This window comes from Halobellus sp. LT62 (assembly GCF_037031285.1).
In the GTDB taxonomy this organism is placed as follows: Archaea; Halobacteriota; Halobacteria; order Halobacteriales; family Haloferacaceae; genus Haloquadratum; species Haloquadratum salinisoli.
Window position 1 is genome coordinate 291,562 of the sequence record NZ_JAYEZO010000002.1, and the last position, 14,449, is coordinate 306,010.

Sequence of the window (14,449 nt, forward strand, 5' to 3'; positions counted from 1 at the left end):
CTCTCTGCGGACTCACTCGCCGGATTCGATCGCGGCGGCGATGTCGTCGAGTTCCCCGTCCGACAGCGACGGCCGTTTGCCGGCGACCGCGTGAATCGGGCCGCCGCCGTCGCCCTCGAACCGAGGGACGACGTGCACGTGCACGTGCGGGACTTCCTGCCCCGCCGCCTCGCCGTTGTTCACGCCGATCGTCGTCGCGTCGGCGTCGACGGCGGCCTCGATCTTCGGCGTCAGCGTTTGGACGGCCGCCCAGACGTCGGCGGCGAGGTCGTCGGGCATCTCGTCGAGGCGTTCGTAGGGCTCCTTCGGGACGACGAGGGTATGGCCGGCCGCGAGCGGGTTCGCGTCGAGGAACGCCGCGACGGTGTCGGTCTCGTGGACGATCCGCGCCGGGATGTCGCCGGCGACGATCTGCTCGAAGATGGTCGGCTCGCTCATAGGCGACGTGTCGGGCGGATCGCCGAAGTAGGTTCGGGTCGATGCGTGTTTTCTTCGGTAGGGTGATGATCCCGCGAGGCCGCAGTGAACATCTCGGAAGCCCCCGCGTGCTCGACTCGGTGCGCTCGCCGAGGTTCTCGTCGCTCACTGCGTTCGCTCCTGCGGTCCTCGCGTCGCGCGCCTTCGCCGAGCACGCGGCCCCTTCCATCCCCGCCCGATCGGCTTTCCGTTCAGCTATCGCCTGCGGCATCTCGGTGTTCGACTCTCGCCCTTAGGACGAGTCGCCGTCGAGCGCCTTCTGAATCGCGTCGTGGACCGCGGTTCGGTACTCGTCGGCGCTGTAGCCGAGTTGCGCCCGCCAGATGTCCTGATACGACGGGTGTAGGATCGGAAGAAGAGTCGTTCCGAGGCCGACGAGTTCGATCGGATCCAAAATGTGGTCGATGAAACCGTCCATTTCGCGGTTTTCGATCGCGAGTATCGTCGTCGTCGCGTGCTTGCCGGTCGCGACGATCACCATCGGCTCGACGGTCTCGATCTCGGTTCGGAGGTGCGCCCGACAGTTCTCTCGCTCCGTTTCGGTGGGTTCGCGGTTCGAGCCCTCCCCGTCGCAGGGAAAGCACTTGACCGCGTTCGTGACGTAGGCGTCGGGCCTTTCGATCTCGGCGAGAAGCTCTCGGACGCGACGTCCCGAATGTCGCGCGGTGTACGCTTTCCCCGTCCAGTTGCCGCCGCGCCACGTCTCGGCCTCGGGGTTCCCGGCTCCGGGCGCTTCGCCGACCACCATCACGTCGGCAGCGAGGTCACCGGTGCCCCACGAGATCTCCGTTCGGCAGTCGACGAGCGCGGGACAGCGCGTGCAGTCGGCTTCGAGTACGTGCCGTTCCTCGGGAAACTGTAGACCCATTGACATTCGAAGTCGGTGTTACGCCGACTCGACCGCGTCGACGGCGGCCGCGACGATCGGTGCGACCGAGACGGCGCTCACGTCGCGCTCGACGGTGTCGGTGCCGACGATCCGTGCGATGCCCGCTCGTTCGAGCTTCGTCCGGGCATTTCGCGCGAGCAGCGGATGGACGCACGTCGCGAAGACTCGGGCGGCCCCGCCGGCGTCGAGGTGGGTGACAGCCTCGCTCATCGTCGAGCCGGTCGCGACGATGTCGTCGACGATGACGACGTCGCGACCCGCGGGGTCGGCGTCACTCGGCGTGATCTCGACGTCGGTCCCGGAGTGCCGAACTTTCTGGAAGTAGTCGATCTCGCCGATCCCGTAGGCGTCTCTGGTCGCCTCGGCGAGTTCGACCGCGCCCGAGTCGGGCGAGAGAAAGAGCGGCTCGACGAGGTCGTCGGGGAGCGGTTCGGCGAGGACGCCCGCGGCGTCGCAGATAGTCACGTGCGCGTCGAAGAAATCAGCGACGCCGTCCTCGTGGGGGTTCACGAGGACGACGCGGTCCGCCCCTGTCGAAGCTGCTCGCGCCATCGCCCGCGCGGAGACCGGATGCCCCGGCTCGAACGCCTGATCTTGTCGCGCGTAGCCCATATACGGGATGACGGTGACGACCTCTGTTGCCCCCGCCTCGCGGACGGCGTCCTGCAGTTGGAGCAGTTCGACCCACGCGTCGTTCGAGTCCGTCGTCGCGACGACGACCGCGCGGTCGGCGTCGAAGTCGGGGACGGCCGCGAGCGTCTCGCCGTCGGGGAAGCGGTCGTACTCGACGGCCGCCAGCGGTTCATCCAGTTCGTCCGCGAGCGCGGCCGCCAGAGCCTGCGAGGATGCGCCGGGTACGATCATACCCGAACCCTCTCGACGCGCGGTAAAACCCCTTTCCGTCTGGGTTTCTGCTTCGTTTCGCTCGCGGTTCGCGACGACGCTGCACCCCGCACCGCTCAGACCGCCGCGGCGGCGACGTCTCTGACGCCCAACTCGCGGTGCCGCCACTCCTCGCCCGGCAGTCGGACCGCTATTGTCCCCTCGGCAGTGACCGCGTACGACGCGTCGACGCCGTGCGTCACGGCCACGACGTCGCCATCGATGGGGAGCGGCGATTCGGCCCACGTATCGTCACCGTCGGTGTCGCCGGTTCCGGCACGTCCGTTTTCGGTGTCGCCAGTTTCGACACGCCCGATTTCGGCGTCGTCGGTTCCGGCGCGTTCGTAGAGTATCCCGTCTCGGACAGCGAGCCCGCGCTTCCCGGCGGCGTCGACGGCGTCCACCGGCCCGTCGAGGACGTCCATCCAGCCGTTGCCGAGCTTGTACAGCCCCGATCCGGTCGCGACGAGCGGTTCGGCGTCGACGTCGCGCGCGTCGTCGAGCCCGGCGTGCGTGAGGCCGGCGGACCCGACGCGGTAGGCGCCGTCGGCGGCCGCGACGAGCCGTCCGTCGATCGCGCGGACGGGGGCTGCGGTTCCGACGTCCGCCCACGCGGCGTCGCTTCCTTTGACGGCTCCCATTTCGACGCGTCCCTCGTCGTCACCCGCGAGCAGCGTGTCCCCGTCGAAACCGACGGCGGTGGCCGGACCGAACCCGGTCGCCGCGAAGTCGAGGTCGCGGTCGTTCGCGACCGCAGCGCCCGCCTCAGCGTCGCCGCTCTCCTCCGTGTCGTCGCTTTCATCCGCCGCGCTTCGATCCGCGAGCAACACGTCCTCGTCGGTCGCGACCGCGACGAGCGCTCCGGCGGTCGCGACGTCCCGAGCGCGACACCGATGGACGACGCCGAACTCGCCGATCAGGTCGTCGGAGACGGAGACGGCGACGACACCCAGCTCCGCCGCGAGAAAGACCGTTTCGACGCCCGAGTTGTCGGTGTACACGCGCTTCTCGTCGATCGTGGGCATTGTCGGATGTTCGCCGAGCGGCGGTAAAAACGGTGTGGACAGCGAGAGCGTTATAAGAACTCTCGGACCTCGGAGTACCACATCTCGTGGTGGTCGACCTCGCCGATCCGCTCGGCGATCGCGACCGCGAGGACGTGCCAGCAGCGCTCGGTGGGGTCTTCGGGATCGAGGTTGTACTCGCTGTCCTTGCAGGTGCAGCCGCCGTTCTCGACGACGTACTCGTCCGCGTGGCCGACGACCACCGTGAAATCTCGGTAGCGCTTGACCCGCCCCTCCGAGACCGATTCGATAGCGCGCGCGCCGCGGCCGTCGTGTCGCGAAACCAGCGTGTCGACCGCATCGGGAGTCAACTCTCCCGCCTCGGCCAACTCCCGCCGCCAAGCGGTCTCGGTCTCGCTGTCGGTCTCGGTGGGGACGACGTAGGCGTCGCTCGGGTTGGGGCCGTCGGCGCGCTCGTCCGGTTCGGCGTCCGCGGGTTCGCCCAGATCGGCGTCCGCGGGTTCGTTCGAGTCGGCGTCGGCGGGCTCGCTCGGCTCGGCGTTCGCGCCTTCGTCCCGATCGCCCACGTCGTCGCCATCGCTCACGACCGAGTCTTCCCTCGGGCCCGACAAAACGCCACCGGTCAGCGAGGCCGGCGGTCAGCGTTGACGGCGCGCTCGCAACGCATCGCATCGCTTTTCGCGGCGGAGCGTTCGACTCCCCCTATGGACGTTCGTGAGGGCGACGTCGAGGTGTCGGTGCCGGACGCCCGCGACGGGGCCTCGGAGGGCGCTGGCGACGGCGTGTTCTACAACCCGACGCAGGAGCTCAACCGCGACGTGACGGTGGCGACGCTGCGCGCGTACCGCGAGCGCGAGCCGCGCGCGAGTTCGTACCTCGACGCGATGGCCGCAAGCGGCATCCGCGGCGTCCGGGCCGCCGCTGAGGGGTTCGACGTCACCTGCGTCGACGTCGACAGCGACGCCGTCGACCTCGCCCGCGAGAATCTCGCGCGGAACGATCTCTCCGGAGAGGTCGTCGAGCGCGACGTCAACGCGCTGCTGCACGAGTCCGTGTTCGACGTCGTCGACCTCGACCCTTTCGGGACCCCCATTCCGTTCGTCGACGCGGCGGTCGCGAACACCCGAAACGTCGTCTGCGTCACCGCCACCGACACCGCGCCGCTGTGCGGGGCGCACCAGCGCTCGGGCGTCCGCAAGTATTCGGCGCTCCCGCAGAACACCGACTATCACCCCGAGATGGGGCTTCGCGTCCTCCTCTCGGCGCTCGTTCGAACGGCCGCGCGCTACGACAAGGCCGCGGTCCCGATTCTGTCGCACGTCACGCGGCACTACGCCCGCGCCTACCTCGAACTCGACGCCCGCGCCACGCACGCGGACGAACTAATCGACGAGCTGGGCTACGTCCACCACTGCGAGGACTGCCTCCACCGGACCCACGAGTTCGGGCTCATCGCGCACCCGCCGGACGCCTGCGGCGCGTGCGAGAGCGATCGCCTGCTCTCTGCGGGGCCGCTGTACCTCGGCTCGATCCGCGATGCCGACTTCGTTCGCTCGGTCCGCGAGCGCGTCACCGACGAGATGGGCGAGGCCGCCCGCGCGCGTCGGATGCTCGACACGCTCGAAGGCGAGATGGACGCCCCGACGCACTACGACCAACACCGACTGTGCAAGCAGTGGACCCGACCCGCGCCCGCGATGGACGACTTCCTCGAGGACCTTCGAGGGGCCGGATTCGAGGCGACGCGCGCGCACTACTCGGGCACGGCGTTCAAGACCGACGCCACCGTCCCGGAGATCCGCGACGCCACCGCGGAGTGAGCGTCGCCACCGTCGGGTTACGGATCCGAGGGGCCGAGTGATTCTTGTGTCGATCCACCGAACCGTTCACCGTGAGCGCTCCGACACCCGATCGACTCGCCGTACCGCGCTCGATCGTCTCGACCGTCCGTGAGCGGGAGGTGACGTTCCTCGCGGCGGGTATCTCCTACTATATCCTCGTCTCGTTGGTCCCGCTTCTCACGCTGGCGGTCGTCGTCGCGACGATCGTCGGCGGGGCCGACCTCGCCGCGGCGGTCCAGTCGATAGCCGAGCAGTACCTCCTTCCGACAGGTTCCGACCTCGTTTCGAGCGCGCTCACGGACCCGACCGGCCGCGGAACGATCTCGATCTTCAGCCTCCTCCTGACGGTTTGGGGGACGCTGAAACTGTTCCGCGGCGTCGACGTGGCGTTCGCGAAAGTGTACGGCTACCCGACCGGCCCGATACTCGAACAGCTCTCGGACGGGGTCGTCACGCTCGCGTCGCTCGGTGCGGCGACGCTCGGCGTCATCGTGACGACCACGGTGTTGGCTATCGCCGACGTCCCGTTCGTCGAGGTCCTCAGCGCGCTCGTCCTCTTGGGCTTTCTCGTCGTCTCGTTCCTCCCGCTCTACACCGTCATCCCGGACGTCGAGGTCGGACTTCGGCGCGCGCTACCCGGAGCGCTGTTCGCCGCCGTCGGGTGGACCGTCCTGAGCACCGGGTTCGGCATATATGCGCGGATGTCCAGCGGTGTGGCCGGCGCGCTCGGCGCGGTGTTGCTGCTCGTCACGTGGTTCTACCTCTCGGGGATTCTCGTGCTCACCGGAGCCGCCGTCAACGCGGTCCTCGCCGGGCAGGTCGGCGACGTAGACCGGCAGCTACAACACCCGCCGGGGAGACGTGCCGAGCAGACGATGAGTGCGGACGACGCGACGACCGACGACACCGACTCTAGCCCCTCCGACACCGACTCTAGCTTCTCCGACACCGACGTCGAACCCCGCGGTGCGCCCGACATCGAACAGCTCGACCGCCGCATCGAGGAACTGCGTGCCGACCTCGACACCTTCGAGTCCGACGTGCAGTCTCGGACGGTCGAGCGCCCGGACGTCGAATCGGAGATGCGCCGCTACGTCCGCGGTCGACTCCGCCGCGGCAAAGCCCGCGGCTGGGGGCCGTATCTCGTGCTGCTCTACGGGACGGCGGCGACTATCGCGGCCTTTTACCTGCTCGACGACGACCTCCTCGCGGTCGCGGCGATGGTCGTCATCTACCTCTCGACGCTCGGCCTGTACGCGCTCTTCGTGATCTTCGGCGTCGGCCTGAACGCCCTCGGCGTTCCGGGCAGACTCGTCGACTGGGTCCGAGACCGCCGGTCCTGAGATGCCGTAACGCTGTTACCGTCGTGCTGCGTTTCCGCCGGTGATGGTCTCCACGGACTCCCTAACCGTCACCGTGTTCGCCGTGATCGGGGTTGTGCTCTGGTACGCGTCGACGTCGGTCACCGACAGCTCGGCGATCCGACTCGCGGTTCTCATCGGCGTCGGCGTCGTCGTCCCGGCGCTCATCAACCAGTACCGCGCGTGATCGCGGCCGTGACTCCCGTCGAATCCGGTTTCCCGCAGCTATTTGGTCTTGGACCGGTGACCGAACGGGCAATGACCGTACCAGTCGCGCCGCTGGCGACCCGCGGTATCGGCGAGATCGCCTTCGCCGAATCGCTTCCGGAGGTGGTAACGACCGTCTTTTGGTGGCTCACCCACCTCGGAAACCCGTACCTGCTCTTGGCTTGTGTCGCCCTCGCGTACCTCCTCGGCGACCGCGTCGGCATCTCGCGACGCGGCGCGGCGTTCGCGCTCGTGCTCGGACTGTGTGCGATCGGGCTCACGGTCGGATTGAAACACCTCTTCGGCCTCCCGCGGCCGCCGATCTCCTACCGGGACGGCCTCGGTTTCCCCAGCGGGCACGCGCTCGGATCGACGGCGTTCTGGGGCGGCGTGGCCGTGCTCGCGAACCGGGGTGCGTGGCGGCAACGACTCGCCGTCGCGGCCGCCGTCGTCGTGACTGTCTCGCTCTCGCGCGTTCTCATCGGCGTCCACTACATCGCTGACGTCGTCGCCGGAGTCGCGATCGGGACCGCGTTCCTCGCTGCGGTCTTCGCGCTCGGCCCCGGATTCGCGACCGAGACCCGCGACGGTCCGCTCGCGGACCCGACGCATCGACACGTCACGGCGCTGTTCGGCCTCGCGCTGGTCCTCGGCCTCGGTGCGCTCCTCGTCGCCCCCGGCGAGAGCGAACTGTTCCTCGGTGTCGGCACCGCCGCGGGCGGCGTCGTCGCGTGGCACCGCTTCGGCGAACGGGCCGCGACCGCGACGATCGAACTCACGGGACGCACACTGGCCGTCGGCGGTGGCGGCCTGCTCGTCGCGCTCGGGGCGATGAGCGGCGTCGCGGAGTTCGTCGAGAGCGGGCTGTTGATCGTCGTCGTCGCCGTCGTCGGCGGAGTCTGTCTGCTCGCGCTTCCCCTTGCTGTGGCTCGGGGCGCGACGGTTGGGTGAGCGCTCCCGCTCGCGACGGTCGACGTAACGGCAAGCGGAACACGGAAAACCGCGAAAAACCGGTCGTCAGCGCGAGGGGAGGATTCAGTACGTCTCGAGGTAGCGGTCGAGTTCCCACTGGGAGACGTCGATGCGGAACTCGTCGTACTCTTGGGTCTTCGCCTCGACGAACTTCTCGTAGACGTGCTCGCCGAGCGCGTCCTGAATCGCCTCGTCCTCTTCGAGCGCGGCGACGGCCTCGCCGAGGTTGGCGGGGAGCGTGTCGATGCCGTACTCCTCGCGCTTGGCCTCGTCGAACTCGTAGATGTTTTCCCTGACTGGGTCGGGCGCTTCGAGGCCCTCCTCGATGCCGTCGAGCCCGGCGGAGATGATCGCGGCGAACGCGAGGTAGGGGTTACACGACGGGTCGGGCGAACGGAGTTCGATGCGCGAGGCCGCCGGGATGCGGGCGGCCGGCTTCCGGATCAGCGCCGAGCGGTTGCGGTCGGACCACGCGACGTACACCGGCGCTTCGTAGCCGGGCACGAGGCGCTTGTAGGAGTTCACCGTCGGGTCGGCGACGGCCGTGATCGCGGGGGCGTGTTCGAGGACGCCCGCGAGGAACGAGTGCGCCGTCTCCGAGAGGTTGAACTCGTCGTCGTCGTCGTGGAAGGCGTTGTTGCCGTCCTCGTCGAACAGCGAGACGTGCGTGTGCATCCCCGATCCGTTGATCTTCGGGATCGGCTTGGGCATGAACGTCGCGTGCAGATCGTGCTGGGCCGCGATGGCGCGGACGACCGTGCGGAACGTTCCGACGTTATCGGCGGTGGTGAGCGCGTCGTCGTACTCGAAGTTGATCTCGTGCTGCCCTTCTGCGACCTCGTGGTGGCTGGCTTCGATCTCGAAGCCCATCGATTCGAGACCGTAGATGATGTCGCGGCGGACGTCAGAGGCGAGGTCCTTCGGCGCGAGGTCGAAGTAGCCGCCGGCGTCGTTGGTCTTCGTCGTCGCGCGCCCTTCCTCGTCCTCCTCGAAGAGGAAGAACTCCGGTTCGGGGGCGACGTTGACGGTGTAGCCCATCTCTTCGGCGCGTTCGAGCGTCTTCTTCAGGACGGTCCGCGGATCGCCCTCGAACGGCTCGCCGGTTGAGGTGTTGATGACGTCACAGATGAGGCGGCCCGAGCGGCCGTCGCGCCACGGCAGGATCGCGAACGTCTCGGGGTCGGGCTTGAGTCGCATGTCCGACTCCTGAATCCGCACGAACCCCTCGATGCTGGACCCGTCGAAGTAGATTCCGTCGCTGAAGGCCTTCTCGGCCTGCGTCGCGGGAACGGCGACGTTTTTTACAGTCCCGAGGATGTCGGTGAACTGGAGACGGAGAAAGTCGACGTCTTTCTCCTCGATCTCGTCGATTACGCGCTGTGCTTCGGCGGAAAGGCCGCCGTCTGTGGCGGCGACAGATTCGTTTTCGTCCGTCATATCCTAGACAATCGAATCCGAACACTCCCAGTATAAAGACGTTATCGCTTAGTGCAAATGCCCCTAGTCGCATTCTGAATTGGATATTCGTAAAATTCTAATGCCCTCGAACACATTTCCATTGTAATGACGTATGAAAACCTCGACGCAAAATTGATCAATGCACTACTCGGCGACGGTCGAGCGAGCCTGCGGAGCCTCGCGGAGGAACTCGACGTGTCGGTCACGACGGTCTCGAATCACCTCCGCGACCTCGAAGACGCGGGCGTGATCGAGGGGTACACCCCGCGCGTGAACTACGACGCGCTCGGTTACGACGTGACCGCGATCATCCAGCTGAAGGTCGAGGGAAGCGCTCTCCCTGACATCACCGAGCGGTTGCAAGGTCACAAGCAGATGGTGACCGTCTACGAAGTCACCGGCGACTACGACGTCATCGCGGTCGGGAAGTTCGAGGACACCGACGGGATGAACGACCAGATCAAAGAGCTCCTCACCGACGCGGACATCCGCGAGTCGAACACGAGCGTCGTTCTCAACGCCGTCGTCGAGAACGCGCAGTTCGACCTCGACATCAGGGAGTAAGGTTCCGACGGCGTCGCGAGTCGTTCTCGCCCGCCGTTCACGCGGCGAGAGTCCCGCGAGCGAGTGGACTCGGCCGGAGGTCACTCCTCGAGGACGTCGTCCTCGGCGTGCGCGCGCACCCACAGTTGTCCGATCCGGGAGAGCCGCGTCCGGTAGGATTTCCCGCGCTCCTCCTGTTCGATGTAGCCCTTCCCGCCCGGGCCGAGCCGATCGACGTTGTAGATCACCTTCGATCTGAACGAGTCGGTGTACTCCTCGTTCATGTCCCGGGCGAGCGTCTCCGCCAGTTCGGACACGGAATCGAACTCGCCGTACTCGCCGAGTTCGTAGAGGATGACCTCCTCGAAGGGTTTGACGTTCTGAAAGGACGCCACCGGCAGTTCGACGACGTGGCTGTCGCCGATGCGTTTCGCGCCGATAGTCGTCCCGCGCTCGTCGAACTCCGCGAGGATGTCCGTCGCCGACTCGTGGCGCTCGCGGATGCGCTCGTCGTCGACGTCCTCGCCCGACAGCAGTTCGTCGAGCAGGGCTTTGGCCTCGCGGACCTCCTCTGCGAGTTCGGTTTCGAGGTACTTCTCGGGGGCGGTGTAGTAGGTGTGAATCCGGTCGCGATCGGCCTGTCGCTCGACCATAATCGAGTGTGCGGCCGTCGCGAACGCGAAGGAGACCGGCCGCGGCATCGCCGAGACGTTCACCCACACCTCCGAATCCGCAGCGGCGTCCAGTTCCTCGTTGATGAGGTCGTAGGCCTGCTCGAAGGCGGCGTCGTAGTCGTAGACGTCGGCGACGACGACGCGCTCGGTATCTGCCCCGAGGAGGTTCTGAAAGTCCTTTTCGAGCTTCTGTGAGAGGTGCTGAGAGTACTCGACGTTCGACTCGCTGCCGACCGCGCCCTCCAAGAGAATCACCCGGTCGACGTCCCGCTGGTCCCGGATGAGGGGCGCGATGAGCCGGTCGTAGTCGAAGCCGACCGGCACGATATGAGTCTGCATACGCCGCCGTAGGTTCGACTGGGTGTTAAAGCGACCGTCACCGATCTCCTCCGCTCGTCCGCCGATTCACGATGTCTCTCAGTCCGCTCGCGCGCCGACCGCGAACGTCTCGCTGCGCTCGTCGGGAGCGGCGGCGGTGACGAGCGAGACGCCGACGGTGAGCACCAGCGAGAGGATCATCCCGTAGAGCGCGAAGTCCCACGTGAAGTACGTCGACCCGAGGACCGACACGCCGCCAACCGTCACAGCGGGCACGAAAACGTGGGCGACGTAGAAGAGTTGTGAGCCGAGGACACCGGCGAACATCCCCTGTCGGGTCGTCCGCGGCCAGTAGAGCGCGACGATCACCGGGAAGGCCAGCTGGGCGTACCCGCCGAACGCGGTGTCGCCGATCTCGATGAGCGTGCCCGGTCGGAACAGACTGGCGACGAACGTCCCGATCGCGAACGCGGCGACGCCGACCCGGGCGATCCACGCCTCGCGCTCGTCGCTCGCGGTCGGGTTCACGAACGGTCGATAGAGGTCCCGCGTCAGGTACGACGATCCCGAGAGCAGCATCGAATCGGAGGAAGACATCATCGCCGCCATCGCGCCGGCGACGACGAGCGCGGCGAACCACGCGGGCGTGTAGGCGTTCAACAGCACGGGCACGACGTTCGCGCCCTCCGGCACCGACACGCCGAGACCCGCCGCCCACGACCCCAGCAGGAACGCTGGCACGAACAGCAGCACGACCAGTATCGGCCACAGCGCGAACGACCGTTTCAGCACGCGGGCGTCCTTGGCGACGAAGAAGCGCTGATTGATCTGGGGGAACATCGCGACGCCGAAGGCGATCGTCACGGCCTGGGCGATCATCCACTGCGGCGAGTAGAGGCCGCCGCCGAGGCTGAGGAACTCGGGGTTCGTCTCCGCTAGGGAGGCCGACACCGCGTCGAGTCCGCCCGCGGCCGCGAGCACCCAGCCGACGGCGATCCAGACGATTCCGAGCATGAAGACACCCTGAATCGTGTCCGTCCACGCGACGCCGCGAAGCCCCGCGAGGACGACGTAGACGATCATAAACAGCGTGATCGCCGCCGCGCCGATCCAGTAGGGGATCGCACCGTTCGTGAGGCCGACGATCGCCTCACCGGCACCCATCTGCTGGAGCATCACGTACGGGAACAGCCAGAAGATCGAGACGCCCGCGACGAGCGCGCGGAGGCGCTTCGAGCCGAAGCGATCGCCGAGCATCTCGCCCAGTGTGACGTAGCCTTGGGCCTTCCCGATGAGCCACTGCCGGTAGCCGATCCCGTACCAGAGGATCGCAAAGAGGATCCCGTCCATCAGGCCCATCACGAGGATCCACTCGGGGCCGGACGCGTACGCGAGGTTCGGCCCGCCGAAGAACGTGAACGCCGAGAGCAGCGTCGCGAAGGTCGTAAACAGGAGCACGCCGGTCCCGATCGATCGACTCGCGAGGTAGTAGTCCTCGGCGTCGCGGCCGGTCACCCGGTACGCGAAGACGCCGACCGCGAGCGCGACGACGAGATACGCCCCGACGACGCCGAGTTGGACGAGGAGCGCGGACTCAACCATCGAATCCCACCTCCTCGGGGTCGACGTGCATCAACCGATCCCACGCCCCGCGGCTGAACAGCGCGAAGGCGAGCGACGCGATCACCATCCAGCCGATGTGCCACCACAGCCAGACCGGCAGTCCGAGCACTGTCGCGGCGTCACCCCAGAGGAACCACGGAATAGCGAACGCGACGAGTACCGCGAAGACGCCGATCCAGAGATAATCCGTCTTCCGTCTCTTCATCGAATTGCTCTCCTCACTCGGAGTATGTAAAAATTACTCTTATAACTTCGAAATAGAGATACGAAGAAATTATTTCTACAAAAGTCAGGGGTGGTAGATTCTGTTGATTAACAACGGTCTCGAATCGCCGTATCCGACCGTGCTGCCGTCGGCGTCGGCCGTGTGAGACGCGTCGCAGTTGTGAACCGGCTCGACACCATCGCCGTCCGGGAAAAAATCGCTCTGATCGGCGTGCGCTGTGATATCCCGGGTACGATAGCTATTTGCCGCGAGCGACCCATCTATACGGATGTCATCGGGTTTCCCATGACGCGCATATCACCATCATCCCGCCCCTCCGGGGGTATTCACCAATGGAAGACACCGAAAAATACCTCATACACGCAGCGATCACCGCCGACGGCATCGTCGAGCGGTCCGACGTCGTCGGGGCCATCTTCGGCCAGACCGAGGGACTCCTCGGCGACGACTTGGACCTGCGCGACCTCCAGCAGTCGTCGAAAGTCGGGCGAATCGACGTCGAAATCGACTCGCAGAACGGCCAGTCCTTCGGGACGGTCACCATCGCGAGCAGTCTCGATCGGGTCAAGACCGCGATCCTCGCCGCCTCCCTCGAAACGATCACGCGCGTCGGTCCCTGCCGGGCCACCGTCGAGGTAACCGACATCGAGGACGTCCGCGAGGCCAAGCGCCGCGAGGTCGTCGAGCGCGCGAAGGAACTGCTCTCGGACTCCTTCGACGAGAGCGTGATCTCCTCGACCGAAATTTTAGATGAGGTCAAAGAGAGCGTTCGCATCGAGGACATCAGCGAGTACGAGGGGCTCCCGGCGGGCCCCAACGTCGCCGACTCCGACGCGGTCGTCGTCGTCGAGGGCCGCGCCGACGTCCTGACGCTCCTGAGCTACGGGATCAAGAACGCCATCGCCGTGGAGGGGACTAACGTCCCCGAAACGGTCGCGAACCTCACCCAAGAGCGGACGACGACCGCCTTCTTCGACGGCGACCGCGGCGGCGAGCTCATCCTCCGCGAACTGCGGCAGGTGGGCGACGTCGACTACGTCGCGTTCGCGCCGGAGGGACGCTCCGTCGAGGACCTCAAGCGCCACGAGGTGTTCGCGGCGCTCCGCGATAAGGTTTCGATCGACGCCTACGAGTCCGCAGAGCACGCTCCCACGGTCGACGAGGACGCCGAAACGACCGAGGGCGAACGACCGGCTGAGGGCGAGCGATCGACGGAGGGTGAGCGGCCGGACCCTCCGCGGGGGTCGCCGACGACTGATTCGGCGACCCCATCCGAACCGACGGAGCCGACGACCCGCGGCCGACCGGAAGAGCACGTAGACGCCGCTCCCGAGGACGCTCTCGACGAGCCCATCGATTCGCCCACCGGCGAGGAGCGGTCCGGCGGTCGCGATGCCTTCGCGCTCTCGACGAACGACACCGCCGGAGACCGCGGAGACCCCGTCGCCAACGGCGTCGAAACGACGTCTGCTGAGGCGTCTTCCGGCGACGACGAGACCGATGCCTCGACCGGACTGAGCGATGCGACCGACGACTCCGCGGACGGCGCGGAGGGCGGTGAGGCCGGAACGGACGCCGAGGCGAAGCCCGAACCCAGTAATGACGCGACGGACGCCGAAACTCCCTCGCCGCGCTCGCTCAGAGATCACGTCCGCGAGGTCATCGACGGGAACACCGGGACGATCCGTCTGCTCGACGAGGAGCTCTCGACGGTCGAAGAGGCGTCTGCCGAAGACGCCTTCGAGACGCTCGCCGACGCCGACCCCGCGCCGTACGCGGCGGTCGTCGACGGGGAGTTCACTCAGCGGCTCCTTGACGTCGCGTCTCAGCGGGGAGTCGAACACGCGGTCGCGCGATCGACCGGCGAGTTCGTCAAGAAGCCGGTCGGTGTGCGACTCCTGACGGCGGATCAGCTGGCGCAATCCGTCGCGAACTGATCGGGCGTCGGCGACG

The 14,449-nt window shown here is 67.0% G+C and carries 15 protein-coding genes; 6 read left to right on the forward strand and 9 right to left on the reverse strand.

Annotated elements, in window-relative coordinates:
* Positions 1-12: 12 nt before the first annotated feature.
* From U5919_RS10765 to U5919_RS10785, 5 genes are all read right to left on the reverse strand, one after another.
* Positions 13-438, reverse strand: coding sequence for an HIT family protein (locus tag U5919_RS10765; protein WP_336024234.1), 426 nt, complete (start codon positions 436-438; stop codon positions 13-15).
* Between the two features lie 271 nt (positions 439-709).
* On the reverse strand, positions 710-1,345 hold the full coding sequence (locus U5919_RS10770; protein ID WP_336024235.1) for a uracil-DNA glycosylase: 636 nt from the start codon (positions 1,343-1,345) through the stop codon (positions 710-712).
* A gap of 18 nt (positions 1,346-1,363) precedes the next feature.
* A complete protein-coding gene (gene prs, locus U5919_RS10775) occupies positions 1,364-2,230 on the reverse strand; it encodes a ribose-phosphate diphosphokinase (protein WP_336024236.1) in 867 nt (288 codons plus the stop codon).
* Between the two features lie 95 nt (positions 2,231-2,325).
* The gene (locus tag U5919_RS10780; RefSeq protein ID WP_336024237.1) at positions 2,326-3,273 is read right to left on the reverse strand and encodes an HVO_0234 family beta-propeller protein; all 948 of its coding nucleotides are present in this window, start codon (positions 3,271-3,273) and stop codon (positions 2,326-2,328) included.
* A 50-nt stretch (positions 3,274-3,323) separates the two neighbouring features.
* Positions 3,324-3,641: a hypothetical protein gene (locus U5919_RS10785; protein ID WP_336025566.1), complete on the reverse strand. Its 318-nt coding sequence runs from the start codon at positions 3,639-3,641 to the stop codon at positions 3,324-3,326.
* Between the two features lie 336 nt (positions 3,642-3,977).
* Between U5919_RS10785 and U5919_RS10790 the strand changes: the two genes are divergently transcribed.
* The 4 genes from U5919_RS10790 to U5919_RS10805 all read left to right on the forward strand — a co-directional run bounded on the left by U5919_RS10790 (position 3,978) and on the right by U5919_RS10805 (position 7,633).
* Complete coding sequence (locus U5919_RS10790) at positions 3,978-5,093, forward strand: tRNA (guanine(26)-N(2))-dimethyltransferase (protein ID WP_336024238.1); 1,116 nt, start codon at positions 3,978-3,980, stop codon at positions 5,091-5,093.
* A gap of 71 nt (positions 5,094-5,164) precedes the next feature.
* Positions 5,165-6,457, forward strand: a complete 1,293-nt coding sequence (locus tag U5919_RS10795) for a YihY/virulence factor BrkB family protein (RefSeq protein ID WP_336024239.1) — start codon at positions 5,165-5,167, stop codon at positions 6,455-6,457.
* 43 nt (positions 6,458-6,500) lie between these two features.
* Positions 6,501-6,662 (forward strand): DUF7987 family protein, encoded by a 162-nt coding sequence (locus tag U5919_RS10800; protein ID WP_336024240.1) that lies wholly within the window; start codon positions 6,501-6,503, stop codon positions 6,660-6,662.
* 71 nt (positions 6,663-6,733) lie between these two features.
* Positions 6,734-7,633 (forward strand): phosphatase PAP2 family protein, encoded by a 900-nt coding sequence (locus U5919_RS10805; RefSeq protein WP_336024241.1) that lies wholly within the window; start codon positions 6,734-6,736, stop codon positions 7,631-7,633.
* Between the two features lie 84 nt (positions 7,634-7,717).
* Here the strand turns inward: U5919_RS10805 and glnA are convergent, their stop codons facing one another.
* On the reverse strand, positions 7,718-9,091 hold the full coding sequence (gene glnA, locus U5919_RS10810) for a type I glutamate--ammonia ligase (protein WP_336024243.1): 1,374 nt from the start codon (positions 9,089-9,091) through the stop codon (positions 7,718-7,720).
* A gap of 126 nt (positions 9,092-9,217) precedes the next feature.
* Between glnA and lrp the strand changes: the two genes are divergently transcribed.
* Positions 9,218-9,676 carry an HTH-type transcriptional regulator Lrp gene (lrp, locus tag U5919_RS10815; protein ID WP_336024244.1) on the forward strand — a complete coding sequence of 153 codons (459 nt, stop codon included), beginning with the start codon at positions 9,218-9,220 and terminating at the stop codon, positions 9,674-9,676.
* Positions 9,677-9,756: 80 nt separating this feature from the next.
* On the opposite strand, the gene U5919_RS10820 is transcribed toward lrp, so the two are convergent.
* From U5919_RS10820 to U5919_RS10830, 3 genes are all read right to left on the reverse strand, one after another.
* Complete coding sequence (locus U5919_RS10820) at positions 9,757-10,668, reverse strand: HFX_2341 family transcriptional regulator (RefSeq protein WP_336024247.1); 912 nt, start codon at positions 10,666-10,668, stop codon at positions 9,757-9,759.
* 78 nt (positions 10,669-10,746) lie between these two features.
* The gene (locus tag U5919_RS10825; RefSeq protein ID WP_336024249.1) at positions 10,747-12,249 is read right to left on the reverse strand and encodes a sodium:solute symporter family protein; all 1,503 of its coding nucleotides are present in this window, start codon (positions 12,247-12,249) and stop codon (positions 10,747-10,749) included.
* The gene (locus tag U5919_RS10830) at positions 12,242-12,475 is read right to left on the reverse strand and encodes a DUF3311 domain-containing protein (protein WP_336024251.1); all 234 of its coding nucleotides are present in this window, start codon (positions 12,473-12,475) and stop codon (positions 12,242-12,244) included. Before U5919_RS10830 ends, U5919_RS10825 begins: the two co-directional genes overlap by 8 nt.
* Before the next feature lie 353 nt (positions 12,476-12,828).
* Between U5919_RS10830 and dnaG the strand changes: the two genes are divergently transcribed.
* Positions 12,829-14,433 carry a DNA primase DnaG gene (gene dnaG, locus U5919_RS10835; protein WP_336024252.1) on the forward strand — a complete coding sequence of 535 codons (1,605 nt, stop codon included), beginning with the start codon at positions 12,829-12,831 and terminating at the stop codon, positions 14,431-14,433.
* The last annotated feature ends 16 nt before the right edge of the window (positions 14,434-14,449 follow it).

Coding starts and splice junctions, on each gene's coding strand:
- U5919_RS10765 (WP_336024234.1), bottom strand. CDS start 438: ATGAGCGAGCCGACCATCTTCGAGCAGATCGTCGCCGGCGACATCCCG.
- prs (WP_336024236.1), bottom strand. CDS start 2,230: ATGATCGTACCCGGCGCATCCTCGCAGGCTCTGGCGGCCGCGCTCGCG.
- U5919_RS10820 (WP_336024247.1), bottom strand. CDS start 10,668: ATGCAGACTCATATCGTGCCGGTCGGCTTCGACTACGACCGGCTCATC.
- U5919_RS10825 (WP_336024249.1), bottom strand. CDS start 12,249: ATGGTTGAGTCCGCGCTCCTCGTCCAACTCGGCGTCGTCGGGGCGTAT.
- lrp (WP_336024244.1), top strand. CDS start 9,218: ATGACGTATGAAAACCTCGACGCAAAATTGATCAATGCACTACTCGGC.
- U5919_RS10780 (WP_336024237.1), bottom strand. CDS start 3,273: ATGCCCACGATCGACGAGAAGCGCGTGTACACCGACAACTCGGGCGTC.
- dnaG (WP_336024252.1), top strand. CDS start 12,829: ATGGAAGACACCGAAAAATACCTCATACACGCAGCGATCACCGCCGAC.
- U5919_RS10790 (WP_336024238.1), top strand. CDS start 3,978: ATGGACGTTCGTGAGGGCGACGTCGAGGTGTCGGTGCCGGACGCCCGC.
- U5919_RS10805 (WP_336024241.1), top strand. CDS start 6,734: ATGACCGTACCAGTCGCGCCGCTGGCGACCCGCGGTATCGGCGAGATC.
- U5919_RS10800 (WP_336024240.1), top strand. CDS start 6,501: ATGGTCTCCACGGACTCCCTAACCGTCACCGTGTTCGCCGTGATCGGG.
- U5919_RS10770 (WP_336024235.1), bottom strand. CDS start 1,345: ATGGGTCTACAGTTTCCCGAGGAACGGCACGTACTCGAAGCCGACTGC.
- glnA (WP_336024243.1), bottom strand. CDS start 9,091: ATGACGGACGAAAACGAATCTGTCGCCGCCACAGACGGCGGCCTTTCC.
- U5919_RS10830 (WP_336024251.1), bottom strand. CDS start 12,475: ATGAAGAGACGGAAGACGGATTATCTCTGGATCGGCGTCTTCGCGGTA.